This window comes from Nonomuraea sp. NPDC051298 (assembly GCF_055586305.1).
The window spans coordinates 118,183-130,360 of record NZ_JBVJIM010000008.1 but is presented as its reverse complement, the minus strand read 5'-3'; the positions used below and the strand labels follow the sequence as shown (position 1 = coordinate 130,360).

14 protein-coding genes are annotated in these 12,178 nt (G+C 68.9%); 8 read left to right on the top strand and 6 right to left on the bottom strand.

Annotated features, from left to right (window positions below):
• Positions 1-197 precede the first annotated feature (197 nt).
• Entirely contained in the window at positions 198-1,106 is a 909-nt protein-coding gene (locus ACZ6S0_RS24050; protein ID WP_465921555.1) for an alpha/beta hydrolase, read from the top strand.
• The gene (locus ACZ6S0_RS24045; RefSeq protein ID WP_465921554.1) at positions 1,103-1,936 is read left to right on the top strand and encodes an alpha/beta hydrolase; all 834 of its coding nucleotides are present in this window, start codon (positions 1,103-1,105) and stop codon (positions 1,934-1,936) included. Before ACZ6S0_RS24050 ends, ACZ6S0_RS24045 begins: the two co-directional genes overlap by 4 nt.
• A 46-nt stretch (positions 1,937-1,982) precedes the next feature.
• On the opposite strand, the gene ACZ6S0_RS24040 is transcribed toward ACZ6S0_RS24045, so the two are convergent.
• On the bottom strand, positions 1,983-2,438 hold the full coding sequence (locus ACZ6S0_RS24040) for a MerR family transcriptional regulator (protein ID WP_465921553.1): 456 nt from the start codon (positions 2,436-2,438) through the stop codon (positions 1,983-1,985).
• A 100-nt stretch (positions 2,439-2,538) separates the two neighbouring features.
• Between ACZ6S0_RS24040 and ACZ6S0_RS24035 the strand changes: the two genes are divergently transcribed.
• Positions 2,539-3,366, top strand: coding sequence for an oxidoreductase (locus tag ACZ6S0_RS24035; RefSeq protein ID WP_465921552.1), 828 nt, complete (start codon positions 2,539-2,541; stop codon positions 3,364-3,366).
• Positions 3,367-3,424: 58 nt separating this feature from the next.
• On the opposite strand, the gene ACZ6S0_RS24030 is transcribed toward ACZ6S0_RS24035, so the two are convergent.
• Positions 3,425-4,570 carry an aromatic ring-hydroxylating oxygenase subunit alpha gene (locus ACZ6S0_RS24030; protein WP_465921551.1) on the bottom strand — a complete coding sequence of 382 codons (1,146 nt, stop codon included), beginning with the start codon at positions 4,568-4,570 and terminating at the stop codon, positions 3,425-3,427.
• Positions 4,571-4,883: 313 nt separating this feature from the next.
• On the opposite strand from ACZ6S0_RS24030, the gene ACZ6S0_RS24025 reads away from it, so the two are divergent.
• Both ACZ6S0_RS24025 and ACZ6S0_RS24020 read left to right on the top strand, forming a co-directional pair.
• Positions 4,884-5,291 carry a PaaI family thioesterase gene (locus ACZ6S0_RS24025; RefSeq protein WP_344873338.1) on the top strand — a complete coding sequence of 136 codons (408 nt, stop codon included), beginning with the start codon at positions 4,884-4,886 and terminating at the stop codon, positions 5,289-5,291.
• 31 nt (positions 5,292-5,322) lie between these two features.
• The gene (locus tag ACZ6S0_RS24020; protein ID WP_465921550.1) at positions 5,323-6,210 is read left to right on the top strand and encodes a hypothetical protein; all 888 of its coding nucleotides are present in this window, start codon (positions 5,323-5,325) and stop codon (positions 6,208-6,210) included.
• A gap of 33 nt (positions 6,211-6,243) precedes the next feature.
• On the opposite strand, the gene ACZ6S0_RS24015 is transcribed toward ACZ6S0_RS24020, so the two are convergent.
• Together ACZ6S0_RS24015 and ACZ6S0_RS24010 are read right to left on the bottom strand one after the other, a co-directional pair.
• Positions 6,244-6,858: a dihydrofolate reductase family protein gene (locus tag ACZ6S0_RS24015; RefSeq protein ID WP_465921549.1), complete on the bottom strand. Its 615-nt coding sequence runs from the start codon at positions 6,856-6,858 to the stop codon at positions 6,244-6,246.
• 207 nt (positions 6,859-7,065) lie between these two features.
• Positions 7,066-7,656, bottom strand: a complete 591-nt coding sequence (locus ACZ6S0_RS24010) for a DinB family protein (RefSeq protein ID WP_465921548.1) — start codon at positions 7,654-7,656, stop codon at positions 7,066-7,068.
• A 125-nt stretch (positions 7,657-7,781) separates the two neighbouring features.
• On the opposite strand from ACZ6S0_RS24010, the gene ACZ6S0_RS24005 reads away from it, so the two are divergent.
• Complete coding sequence (locus tag ACZ6S0_RS24005) at positions 7,782-9,374, top strand: TIGR03086 family metal-binding protein (RefSeq protein ID WP_465921547.1); 1,593 nt, start codon at positions 7,782-7,784, stop codon at positions 9,372-9,374.
• Positions 9,375-9,427: 53 nt separating this feature from the next.
• Here ACZ6S0_RS24005 and ACZ6S0_RS24000 read toward each other — a convergent pair whose 3' ends face one another.
• Together ACZ6S0_RS24000 and ACZ6S0_RS23995 are read right to left on the bottom strand one after the other, a co-directional pair.
• A complete protein-coding gene (locus tag ACZ6S0_RS24000) occupies positions 9,428-10,282 on the bottom strand; it encodes a haloalkane dehalogenase (RefSeq protein WP_465921546.1) in 855 nt (284 codons plus the stop codon).
• Between the two features lie 102 nt (positions 10,283-10,384).
• Positions 10,385-10,798 carry a nuclear transport factor 2 family protein gene (locus ACZ6S0_RS23995; RefSeq protein ID WP_465921545.1) on the bottom strand — a complete coding sequence of 138 codons (414 nt, stop codon included), beginning with the start codon at positions 10,796-10,798 and terminating at the stop codon, positions 10,385-10,387.
• Between the two features lie 105 nt (positions 10,799-10,903).
• On the opposite strand from ACZ6S0_RS23995, the gene ACZ6S0_RS23990 reads away from it, so the two are divergent.
• Positions 10,904-11,404 carry a MarR family winged helix-turn-helix transcriptional regulator gene (locus tag ACZ6S0_RS23990; RefSeq protein ID WP_465921544.1) on the top strand — a complete coding sequence of 167 codons (501 nt, stop codon included), beginning with the start codon at positions 10,904-10,906 and terminating at the stop codon, positions 11,402-11,404.
• A gap of 324 nt (positions 11,405-11,728) precedes the next feature.
• Entirely contained in the window at positions 11,729-12,163 is a 435-nt protein-coding gene (locus ACZ6S0_RS23985) for a hypothetical protein (RefSeq protein WP_465921543.1), read from the top strand.
• The last annotated feature ends 15 nt before the right edge of the window (positions 12,164-12,178 follow it).

Genomic DNA, 12,178 nt, shown 5'->3' with positions numbered 1-12,178 from the left:
TACCCCCTGTCCAATAGCGTCAAGTGACGTATACCGGACAGGCGTCACCGGCCGCCACCGTCGAACACCTCTTCGGACTCCCCTCACGGCGGAACAGCGTAAGCCGAGGAGGAGAAGGGCCGTCATGTGACGGATGCCGGAGGCCGTCCCCGGAAGGAACGCTGGTCGCGGCAACCTTCCCCCAACGGAGTACGCACATGGACGAACCCATCCTTGAACCGGCCGCCCAGGCATTCGCGGACGCGACCGCGAACCCGCCCTACCTGTTCCAGCTACCGCCCGCGGAAGGGCGCAAGGCGGTGGACGAGGCGCAGTCGCCGGAGATCGAGGTGCCGGGCACGACGCGGGAGGTGGTCGAGAACCTGACCGTCTTCCGGCCCGAGGGCCTCGAAGGGCCGCTGCCGGTGCTCCTCTACCTCCACGGCGCGGGCTGGGTCTTCGGCAACGACCACACCCACGGGCGGCTGGCCAGGGAACTCGCGCTGGGCGTCGGCGCCGCGGTCGTCTTCGTCAACTACAGCCTCTCCCCCGAGGCCCGCTACCCGGTGGCCGTCCACCAGAACGCCGCCGCCCTGGACTGGGTGGAGCGGCACGGCACGCGCCTGGGCCTGGACACCTCCCGCATCGCGGTGGCCGGCGACTCGGTGGGCGGCAACCTGGCCGCCGCCCTCACCCTGACCGCCCGGGACCGGCTCAAGGCCCAGGTGCTCTTCTACCCGGTCACCGACGCCGGCTTCGACACCGGCTCCTACCACCGCTTCGCCGAGGGCTACTTCCTGCGCCGCGACGGCATGCAGTGGTTCTGGGACCAGTACACCACCAGCGAGTTCGAACGCAACGAGATCACCGCCTCGCCGCTGCGCGCCACCGTCGACCAACTGCGCGGACTGCCGCCCGCGCTCGTCATCACCGCCGAGGCCGACGTCCTGCGCGACGAGGGCGAAGCCTACGCCGGCAAGCTCCGCGAGGCCGGCGTGCCCGTGACCGCCGTGCGCTACCAGGGCATCATCCACGACTTCGTGATGCTCAACGCCCTGCGCGGCACCCACGCCGCCGAGGCCGCCATCGCCCAGGCCATCGCCTTCCTCAAGGAGAAACTGTCATGAGCCACGACTCGGCCCTGATCGACCAGGCCAACGCCACCGGCCGGATCCCGGTCGTCTTCGTGCACGGCCTGTGGCTGCTGCCCTCCAGTTGGGACCGCTGGGCCGCGGTCTTCGCCGAGGCCGGGTTCGCGCCCGTGACCCCCGGCTGGCCGGACGACCCGCACACCGTCGAGGAGGCCAAGGCGCACCCGGAGGTCTTCGCCCACAAGACGGTCGGCCAGGTCGCCGACCACTTCGAGCAGCTCATCGCCCGGCTGGCCCGCAAACCGGTCGTCATCGGCCACTCCTTCGGCGGCCTGCTCACCCAGATCCTCGCCGGCCGCGGCCTCGCCTGCGCCGGCGTCGCCATCGACCCCGCCCCCTTTCAGGGCGTGCTGCCGCTGCCCGTCTCCTCCCTGAGGTCGGCCGCCCCCGTGCTGACCAATCCCGCCAACATCCACCGCGCCGTGCCGCTCACGTACGAGCAGTTCCGCTACGCCTTCGCCAACGCCGTCGGCGAGGACGAGGCACGCGAACTGTACGAGACGTTCTCCGTACCGGCTCCGGGCGCGCCGCTGTTCCAAGCGGCGGTGGCCAACTTCAACCCGTGGAGCGAGACCAAGGTCGACAGCACCGGCAAGGACCGGGGCCCGTTGCTGCTGATCTCCGGCGAGAAGGACCACACCGTGCCGTGGGCCATCGTCAACGCCTCGTACAAGAAGCAGGCCCGCAACGAGCACCACGTCACCGAGATCGTCGAGCTGCCCGGCCGCGGGCACTCCCTGACCATCGACAGCGGGTGGCGGGAGGTCTGCGACACCGCCCTGGCCTTCGTACGGCGCTTCGTCTGAGCCGGCCGCCGCGGCGGGGCACCGGAACGCCGAGTCGTGGCCGCTCTCAGCTATCGCGAGGAGCGTCACCCGGCCCGGCTCGGTGACAGTCCGCCGCGGCGTCCTGAGGGGTGGGATCCCGCGGCTCGCCCGCCTGGGTGCGGGCGAGCTTCTCCCCGTAGGCCCTGACCTTGTATCTGATCACGTCCAAGCATTCGTGCAGCTCATCAATCTGCGCCTCGACCCGCTTTTCATGATCGTGCAGCAACGCCAGGCGCTCGTGCTCGTTGCCTGGCCCCTGCCGCATCAGCTCGACGTACCGCCGGATCGCCGCCAGTGACATCCCCGAGGAGCGCAGTCTGGCGCAGCTCGCCAGCCACCGGAGGTCTTCCTCGCGGTAGATCCGCTGCCCGCCGGGCGTGCGGCGGATGGGGTTGGCGAACAGCCCCTCCTTCTCGTAGAAGCGCAGCGCGTGAACGCTCAGCCCACTCCGCTTGGACACCTCGCCGATGCTCAAATCCACGAGCGACTCCCGTCACACCGCCGCCGACTCCGCTTGATCTAGAGCTGACTCTAACTACTAGCGTCAGAAATGTAACCGATCGAGAGGATGAGGGAAGATTATGGGTGTTTGGTTTGTCACCGGCGCGTCGCGGGGCCTCGGGGCGGAAATCGTGCGCGAAGCGCTGTCCCGGGGGCACAGTGTCGTCGCCACGGCTCGGGACAGGAAGGCGGTGCTCGGAGCACACCCGGAGAAGCCTGCCGGGCTGCTGGCCGTGACCGCGGACGTCACCTCTCAGGAGCAACTGCGGGCCGCGGTCGACGCGGGAGTGGCCGAGTTCGGCCGGATCGACGTCGTGGTCAACAACGCCGGGTACGGGCTGGTGGGCGCGGTCGAGGAGGTGTCCGACAAGGCGGCACGCGACCTGTTCGACGTCAACGTCTTCGGCGTGCTGAACACGTTGCGCGCGACGCTGCCCACACTGCGTGCCCAGCGGTCCGGGCACGTGCTGAACATCAGCTCGGTGGCCGGCTTCGCGACGGCCCCTGGCACGGGCCTGTACGGCGCCTCGAAATTCGCCCTCGAAGGCATCTCCGAAGCGCTGCACGGCGAACTGGCGCCACTCGGCGTGCGGGTCACCATCGTCGAGCCGGGCGGCTTCCGCACAGACTTCCTCAACGGCGCGAGCCTCCAGGTCCAGCCCGCGTCCATCGCGGACTATGACGTCGGCGCGGGCCCGACCCGCGCGGCCGTGGCCGCCAACGACGGCCGTCAACCAGGCGATCCGGCGAAGGCCGCCGCCGCGATCGTGGACGTCGTGGCGGCCGACCATCCTCCGCTGCGCCTGCAACTCGGGGCGGACGCGGTCGACCGGGTGACGGCCAAGCTCGATCTCGTCCGCCGCGAGCTGGACCGATGGCGGCCCATCGCCCTCTCGACCGGCTTCTGAACGCCCTCACCAGCGTCCCTCGATCGCTTTGCGGCGCCTACGCCGGTCCGCCCGCGGGTCAGATCAGGCGATCGTCGATGCTCCCCTGGAACATGGCGAGCAGCCCCTCCTCCAACCCCAGGGTGTGAAACTCGTTGGCGCCGTGGAGAAGCCCCTCCTGGACGTTTTCCGCCACGGCGAAGTCCTCCTGGTCGAACACCGTGTCGTTGGTGAACTCGAAACGCTTGGCGAGGCCGTCCTGGCCGTGTTCGTCGGCGAAATCCGGCGCACGGTAGAGCATCTCGTGCGTCCAGATCGTACGGTCCGGGCCCTCCGGGTAGAAAATGTTGATGGAAACGTAGTCGGGATGCATGATGAAGAACGTGTTCGGGAAGAGCACGTAGTAGACGGACGCGTATTCGAGGATGCGCCACGACTCGGGGTCGAGGGTTAACGCGTCCTCGATGTTCGACCTGGCGGCCACCATTCGGATGTGCGGGCCGTGCTCGAAATGCGACAGCACGCCTTTTCTGAACATCTTCGACAACGTGGTGCGATGCAGGTAGGGCACATGGTAGCCCTCAAGATAAGTCTTGATCAGGAGCTTCCAGTTGGCCTCCTTGATCACTTTCGTCTTCCGGTACCGCACGAGTTCGTCGACCCGGAAATCGACCAGATCGTTCAGCATGTTGCCGAGATAGGACTCGATGCCGATCTCGGCGTCGGCCGTCGGGTAAATCCAGACGAGGCCGCCCGCCTCGACGACCGGGAGTTCTTTCAACCCGTATTCGCTGCGGTCCAGGTCCGGGAAGTTGTACTCACGGGTGACCGACCGCAGCGTGCCGTCCAGGTCGTACGTCCAGTTGTGGAACGGGCACACGAACGCCTTGAGCCGCTTCTCGTCGCCCGACACCAGTCGCGCGCCACGGTGGCGGCACTGGTTGAGAAAGCCGCGCAGCTTTCCCTGCTTGTCACGGACGACGACATAGGGGAACTTGTTCCAGTCGCTGAGCAGGTACGAGCCGGGTTCGCGTACGTTCGAGACATGGCCGGCCACGATGGGATGGGTCCGGAAGATCCGCGCCATCTCCCGGTCGAGGATTTCCTGGGACGTATAGTTTTCCACCGGCACCCGGACCGTCTTGCCCAGCATTTCTTTGTTGCGGCCCTGTTCCCGTAGCGCGAACAGCTCTTTCATGAGGTCGATCTGTTCCTGCTGCTTCATCGAATGCTCCCACCGAATCAGTGACAATTCGCTACCGGGTGGCCGGGACAACCCCTGAATGCCGGCATCCGGCGCCGTCCGACAGGCCGCCGGGCACATCCCGCTCGTCACCCCAGTTCTCGCCACATGGGGTTAGACATGGTCAGACATCCCCTGACACTACCGGCCGGTACGGCAGGTAGTGTATGATCTTGCGTGATTGAACCATGGTTCGCCGGTCGCCGTCAATGGAAATTCCGCGCGCCGCCCCGCGATCATGTGGCCATTGCTTCGACTCCGATCCGAGACCCGGCCCTCACTCACGGGAGTACGAATGGACCTGCAGGAGTTCGCGCGCGGCGTATTCGATTCGCAGCCGTTCAGTCAGTTCATCGGGGCGCAGCTCACCGAAATAGGCGCCACGAGCGCGGAAATAAGAATTCCCATCGCCGACAACCTGAAACAGCAGCACGGTTTCGTCCACGGCGGCGTGATAAGTTATGTGGCGGATAATTCCATCACGTTCGCGGGCGGGCTGGCGCTCGGCGGGAACGCGCTGACGTCCGAGTTCAAGATCAATTATCTGAAGCCGGCGGTCGGCGACGTGCTTGTCGGCCGGTCCTCCGCGAAGAGCGTCGGAAAGCGGCAGGCGGTCTGCCAGTGCGAGATCTACGTCATCGCCGACGGTCAGGAAAAGCTGTGCGCGATCGCCCAGGGCACCGTGGTTCCCTCGGGATCATGAGAGGCGGCCCCTTGCCCACCGAGAACCCGACATGACGGATTCCCCGGCCCCGGCCTGGACCGATGACCTGTTCCCGTTCGCCACACCGCCCGCGCTCGCCGTGCTCGTGGAGATCGCGTGGCAGGCGAACACACGGGACGGGTACTACGACACCTGCATGATGCAGACCCACTACGACTTCATGTTCGATCTGTGGGCGATCCCCCGGCCACCCGAGGGCTGGGAAGATCAGGAGGGCTCGGAGTTCGTCGGCGTGCCGCCCGAGCCTCCGTTCTTCGCCACGCCGGAGTTCGTCCCGTTCGGCGCGCTGGGCGACGGGACCTGTATCGGGTGGGCGGTGCCCGCGCCGGAGCTGGGTGGGGCGGATCACCCGGTCGTCCTGGTCGGCCCGGACGAACCCGGAGCCGTCGTCGTCGGCCGGGACACCAGAGCGGGTCTGGAGTTCATGCTCTCGCGCACTCTCAGGAGATGGCGTGAGCGGCCACCGAGCCACGACGACCGTGAGCTCCTCGACCGGCTCGTCGCCGAGGTCGGCCTGCGGCCGGACCCGGATCGCGGGCTCGCGACGGACGCGCCGATCCCGTTCGAGGTGCCGGAGGGATGGCGGCACGAGAGCGGCTCCGACGGGATCGGCGTGCTGGCCCCGGACGACGCCTTCACCGAGGAGGGAGCCGTGGTCGCGGACGTTCCGTGGGGAGAGCCGTGGATGCTGGAGCCGGTGCTCGCCGATGCCTCCCGGCTGCTCGACGCGGGATTTCCTGGGACCGCCCTGCTGGGCCTGAGAGACACGTTCCACACGTCGTATCCGTACTTCAGCGAACTGCGGCCGTTGTGGGCCCGCGCCTATCGGGATCTCGGCCGGCCGCGGCTCGCCGAGGACCTCGACCTGATGACGCCGGTGTACGAGCGGGTGAGGTGACGTGGGCCGCCGGGCCGCACGGCGGCGAAGCCGCTACTCCCCCTTGGGCACCTGGTCTTTGACCTCGTCGTAGCCGACCTTGGCGGGCGCCTCGGCCGGCGCGTAGATCACGCGGATCACGCCCGTCGGAAACACCTCGGTCGCCAGCACCTTCAGGTGGTACGGCGCATCGCCGTCGTCGAACAGCCTGCGGCCCTTGCGCGCCGCCACCGGATGCACGAGCAGGCGCAGCTCATCGACCAGCCCCGCGGCGAGCAGTTGCCGCACCACGGAGATCGAGCCGGGGATCAGGATGCCCTTGATGCCGGCCTCGGCCTTGAGCGTGGCGACGGCCCCGAGGAGGTCGCCCTTGATCAGCTCGGAGTTGCGCCAGGAGAACTCCAACGGCTGGCGCGAGACGACCACCTTGCGCACGTCACCGAGTTGCTTGGCGAACGGCGCGTCCTCCCCGCCCGCCGCCTCGCGGCCCGGCCACGCTCCGGCGAAGCTGTCGTAGGTCTCGCGGCCGATGAGCAGCACGTCGGAGGTGTCGTAGTCCTCGCTGACGGCGCGGCCCATGTTCTCGTCGAAGTACGGGAAGTGCCAATCGGGGTCGATCTCGGCCACGCCGTCGGCCGAGATGAACAGAGTGGAGATGACCTTTGCCATCGCGGTGATCCCTTCGAGTTCGGGTGGTGTCGGTAGGTGGACTGGCGGCGCGTCCAAAACTCGTCGCCCGGCTACGGATCCGTCTCAGATGACGATCACGGCCACGCCCGGCGGCGGCCACGCTCAGCGGCGCGGGGGCACTCGGCGGCGCTCAGCGGCGGCGGGAACGGCTCAGGCTGGGGCTCAGGACCAGGCTCACGATCAAGTTCACGATCGGGCGAACTTCCGCGCGACACTCTCCAACCGGCTGCGGTAGCTCTCCCACCAGCCCTGGTCGCCCGGCGGCATGTTGTCGTTGCCGTCGCGCAGCCCAGCGGCTCCGTCGATGAGTTCCCGGACGATGTCGGCGTGGCCGGCGTGCCGCTGGGTCTCCGCGGTCATGTGTACGAGGATCCGGTGCAGGGTGACCTCGCTCCGGTCCGCCTCCCACCACGGAACACGGCCGATCGCGTCCAGCGGCAGCGCGTCGATCGTGGCGTCCGAGTGCGCCCAGACACGGTGGTACAGCCCGATGATCTGCTCCCGCGACTCCTCGGCGGTGGCCCACATGTCGGCGTTCGGTTCGGCGTCGTCGTCGAACCACGGCAGCGGCTCGCCGAACGGCCGCCCGAACGTCTCGCCGAAGTAGCCCGCCTCAACGCTGGCCACGTGCTTGACCAGCCCCAACAGGTTGGTGCCGGTCGGCACCATCGGGCGGCGGACGTCGTACTCCGACAGCCCCTCCAGCTTCCACAGCAGGGCCTCCCGAGCAGCCTGCAGGTAACGGCGGAGGTCGGCCTTCGGATCGGATTCGGTCATGTGGGAGATCATCGCATCCACCTCGTCACGACGACAGCACGGCACCCGGCGACACTCGTCAGGGGTCATACGTGCCGGAGTGATGGAGTTGACTCTCCCACATCGGGAGACTCGAGACTTGACGGGTGCACGTCGACGATGACCCACCACCGCTGAGCATCGGAGAGGTGGCGGAGCGCACCGGCCTGTCGGTCAAGCGGATCCGCCACTGGTCCGACCTCGGCGTGATACCACCGGCCGCTCGCACCTCCGGCGGCTACCGCCGCTACGGCGTGGACGCCGTGCCCCGGGTGCGGCTGGCCCGGGCCCTGCGGGATCTCGGGCTGGATCTGGCCACGATCCGCGACGTCGTCCGGGACCGGCGCACTCTGCGCGAGGTCGCGGCGCTGCACGCCGACGCCATCGAGGCCCGCATCCGCACACTCCGCTTGCAGCAGGCGGTGCTGCGGTCCGTCACCGACCGCGAACCCGACATCGAGGAGCTCACGACGATGACCGACCTGGCCCGGCTGTCGGCCGCCGAACGGATCGCCACCATCCAGGACTTCCTCGACCGGACGATGGGCGACCTGGGCGACTCGGCCTACCGGGAGCGGCTGACGGCCGTCGTCCCCGACCTGCCGGACGAGCCCACCGAGACGCAGGCCGCCGCCTGGCTCGAACTGGGCGAACTGGTTCGCGACCCGGCGCTGGGCGCGGCGATGCGCCGCATGGCGGCCTACGCGGCCGAGCACCCGTCCCCGGACGACGGCTCGTACGAGGAGGCCGCACGTGCCGTCGAACACGTCACGGAGTTGTGGACGCGACGCGTCGGCGAGGCGATGGCCGCCGGGATCGCCGCGGACTCGCCCTCCGCCGCGCCGATCGTCGCGGAGATCGTCGATGCCTGGCTGCGCACCCAGCCACAGGGGGACGCCGACGGGCCCGGGGCCAGGAGCCGGCTGCTGGAGCAGCTCGAGACGGCCGCCGATCGGCGCGCTGAACGGTACTGGCAGCTCATGTGCGTCATCACCGGCCTCCCGGTGCGCCCCAGCGTCGCGGCCGAGGGCGAATGGCTGATGACCGCGCTGCGGTCCGATCCCGAACCGGGGGCACGGGAGCGGAGCCTGGCCACGGCCCTCGGGACGCGGCCGGCGATGGAACCCCACGCGCTGCTCGAAGGCTGCGCAAGGGTGCTGGACGAGGTCGGCGTCCTCGTGGCGAGCGTCACCCCGTACCAGATGGGCGATCCCACCCCGTGCGCCGAGTGGGACGTGCGTGCCCTGCTCGACCACCTGGTCTACGAGAACCTGCTGTGGACCGGCCTGGCCGAGGGCGTCCCACCTGCCGACCACGACGCCGACCATCTCGGCTCCGACCACGTCGCCGCGTTCCGCGCCGCCGCGTCCGGGACGCTCACCGCGTTCCGGCGTCCCGGGATGCTGCGGGAACGGTACGGCCCGGCGCCGGGATGGCGGCTGGTCGAGCAGATCATCCTGGAGATGCTCGTCCACGGCTGGGACCTCGCCCGAGCCGTCGGCGCGCCCACCGACCTCGCCCCCGACGTCGCCACGGCGATCGAGCGCGCGGCGAGCGGCATCTACGGCGACCTGCCCAGGACGCCCGGCGGCTCGTTCGCCCCGGCCGAGAGCGCGCCGGCGGACGCGACCGCCGCCGACCGGCTCGCCGCCTACTTGGGACGCCCACCGCACTGGAGACGGCCCCTGCCACAGAAGTGATCCAGGACGGCGCCCCACGCGATCCGCGCAGGTCGGTGAGCCGGCGGGGCGGCCTATCGGAGGTTCCGCCGGTCCAGCCACGTGGAGATCGCCGCGGCGATCGTCTCCGGCTGGTCTTCCGAGGCGTGGTGCCCGGCCGGCCCGCAGTGTTCGATCTGGAGGCCGGAGATGTTGTCCTCGCACCAGGCGGCGAGTTCCGGGGTGATGAGCAGGGTCGGTGAGGAGTCGAAGGTGAGCAGGAGTTTGGGGACGTCCTGGCTGCGGGCCAGCCAGGTGCCGTAGGCGTCGACCCGGGCGGTCACGTCGGCGGGGTCGCCGTCGATCGGCAGCGAGCGGGTCCAGTTCAGCAGCGGCCGACGGCTTTCCCTGCTGGGGTACGGCGCCCGGTAGAGGTTGAGTTCCTCCTCGCTGAGCGGGTTCAGGACGCCCCCGGTGTAGGCGGTGTCGATGAGGAAGTGCGAGTCGAGCACCAGGGACTCGCCCTCGGCGGTGCGCAGCTTCGCCGCACGGGCACGCGCCTGTTCGGAGAGTTCGTCCGAGGCGATCGGACGCACGATCGTCTCGAAGAAGACGAGACCGCGCACCCGGTCGGGGTGCCGGGCCGCCCAGTCGAAGGCGAGCGAGCCGCCCCAGTCGTGGCCGACGAGCACGACCTCGTCCAGGCCGAGCGCGTCGAAGAACGCCTCGAGGTAGCGGGCGTGGTCGGCGAACCGGTAGTCGCTGACGGGCTTGCCCGAGCGGCCCATGCCGATCAGGTCGGGGGCGATCAGCCGTCCCGCTCCGACCAGGGGCAGCACCTTGCGCCACGTGTGTGCGGAGGAGGGATTGCCGTGCAGGAAGACGACGGTGGCTCCGCTGCCGTGGTCTTCGTAGTGAATCGTCGAGTCGAGAACGTCGATCGTGGGCATGATGGGTTCCCTGTGTGAGATGTGGGGTTGGTTTCGAGGTTCGTTCCCGCAGGATGGCCGGGGGAGCCGCGTGATGACGCCTGCTCCACGGCCTCCTGGAGATCAGTTCTCGCGGGTCCAGGAGGGCGTGATCCGCACCTCGCTGAATCGCCAGCCCGCCGGCGTCCGTACGACGGTCGAGTTCAGCCGCAGGCCGCCGGTGAAGTGGGGTGCCTGGCCATCGCGGTAGTAGTACACGAGCGAGTTCGCCGAGGCGGCCGCCTGGTCGCCCTCGACGTCCACCAGCAGGTCAGTGGTCGTGTGCTGGGCGTACTGCCCCTCGACCTCACCCTGCCGCATGAAGCCGACCACCTTGTCGATGCCGCGGAGTTCGCCCCCGCGCGGCGAGTGCACCGCCACGTCGTCGGCGAAGACGGTGGCCGCGTCCTCCCACCGCGTCTCGTCGAGCAGGAGCGCGAAGCGGGTGAACAGGTCGGCGATCTCGATGCGGTCGGCGATCGGAGTATCCGTGGACATGGCGCTCTCTTTCATTCGAAGATCTAACGTTTATCTGTCTAACGTTTATGACGTGAACGAATCTATATCGTTAGTCGGACTAACGCAAGAGGGTAGGATCGCGTCATGACCAGCAGAGCCGAAGCCGCGGACATGCCGTACGACGGCGAGACGAAGACGCCGGACAGGCTGCGCCGACGGGCCAGCCGCCTGCTGTCAGGGATCTCCGCGCAGTCGGACCGGCTGGTGAACGAAGGGCTGGCCCGGGTCGACGCCCGCAAGTGGCACTACGCGGTGCTGGCCGCGTTGCAGGAGCACGGTCCGGGCAGCCAGGCGACGCTGAGCCGGCGCACCGGCATCTACCGCAGCGACATGGTCGGCGTCCTCAACGAACTGGCCGAGCGCACCCTCGTCGAACGGCTGCCGGATCCCGACGACCGCCGCCGCAACATCATCACGATCACCGCCCAAGGCCGCCGGCACCTGCGCCGCCTCGACAAGGTCCTGGACGACCTCCACGACGAACTGCTCGCCCCGCTGACCCTCGCCGAACGCGACCAGTTCGTACGGATGCTCACCCGCCTGCTGGACCACCACACCCAGCGGCCCCCGAACCCCGGCACGTAGCTCTCACCCCTGGCGAACACCCGCGCCGCGGCGTGGCGGCAGCCGGAGTGCGTCACGTGGCCGGTCAGAACATACCGCCGACATACCGCCGCTCCTTACGATCACTCGTCAGACAGCGAGCCAACCGCCACAAGAGTGCGTCAGGCGACTGGCCGACATCCTGTGGAAGACGCCGCCGGCCGAAGCTGCGGGGCCGGCGGCGTCGACCGCGGGCGCTTCCCGGCCAGTAGTACGACCACAGAACACCTGGCATGGCCAGGGCTCGTTGCCGAAATCGATTGACCTCGGCCGATTCGGCCTCGACAGGAAGTAGTGATCACAAGCATGCGTAAGATCGCACGCCGCGCCGCGAGTCTGGGTGCCACTGCGGCGACGGCGGCGGCCATCGTCCTGGTGGCGGCGCCGTCCGCGAGCGCCGCGACCTGGTACAACGACCCGCCCACGAAGGCCTCGGGCGTGACGACCGTCGCCAGCGCCCCTCTGCCGGGCGGCGGCACCGTCCAGATTCGTCAGGGCACGTACGGCAACTACACGTACGTCTGGGGGCGGGTCTCGTCTCCGGCGTCGAAGTACAACAGTGGCCACACCATGACGTTCGTCGTCGGCGGATGCGATGGGTTCATCGATTCGAAGTCCAAGGACATCGACCGCACGACCTACACCGCCGCCGCCCGGCGGAACAAGGACTGTACGTACTACGCACGCGTCCAGACCTCCACCACGAGCAAGGTGGTCGCCTCCACCAGCTACAACCCGTGACCGGCGGCTGCCCTC

What these genes read in the sequence shown, in the direction of transcription:
- ACZ6S0_RS24020 (WP_465921550.1), top strand. Translation starts at nt 5,323, where the DNA reads ATGACGGATTCCCCGGCCCCGGCCTGGACCGATGACCTGTTCCCGTTC.
- ACZ6S0_RS24010 (WP_465921548.1), bottom strand. Translation starts at nt 7,656, where the DNA reads ATGACCGAATCCGATCCGAAGGCCGACCTCCGCCGTTACCTGCAGGCT.
- ACZ6S0_RS23995 (WP_465921545.1), bottom strand. Translation starts at nt 10,798, where the DNA reads ATGTCCACGGATACTCCGATCGCCGACCGCATCGAGATCGCCGACCTG.
- ACZ6S0_RS24030 (WP_465921551.1), bottom strand. Translation starts at nt 4,570, where the DNA reads ATGAAGCAGCAGGAACAGATCGACCTCATGAAAGAGCTGTTCGCGCTA.
- ACZ6S0_RS23985 (WP_465921543.1), top strand. Translation starts at nt 11,729, where the DNA reads ATGCGTAAGATCGCACGCCGCGCCGCGAGTCTGGGTGCCACTGCGGCG.
- ACZ6S0_RS24025 (WP_344873338.1), top strand. Translation starts at nt 4,884, where the DNA reads ATGGACCTGCAGGAGTTCGCGCGCGGCGTATTCGATTCGCAGCCGTTC.
- ACZ6S0_RS24000 (WP_465921546.1), bottom strand. Translation starts at nt 10,282, where the DNA reads ATGCCCACGATCGACGTTCTCGACTCGACGATTCACTACGAAGACCAC.
- ACZ6S0_RS24045 (WP_465921554.1), top strand. Translation starts at nt 1,103, where the DNA reads ATGAGCCACGACTCGGCCCTGATCGACCAGGCCAACGCCACCGGCCGG.
- ACZ6S0_RS24015 (WP_465921549.1), bottom strand. Translation starts at nt 6,858, where the DNA reads ATGGCAAAGGTCATCTCCACTCTGTTCATCTCGGCCGACGGCGTGGCC.
- ACZ6S0_RS24035 (WP_465921552.1), top strand. Translation starts at nt 2,539, where the DNA reads ATGGGTGTTTGGTTTGTCACCGGCGCGTCGCGGGGCCTCGGGGCGGAA.
- ACZ6S0_RS23990 (WP_465921544.1), top strand. Translation starts at nt 10,904, where the DNA reads ATGACCAGCAGAGCCGAAGCCGCGGACATGCCGTACGACGGCGAGACG.
- ACZ6S0_RS24050 (WP_465921555.1), top strand. Translation starts at nt 198, where the DNA reads ATGGACGAACCCATCCTTGAACCGGCCGCCCAGGCATTCGCGGACGCG.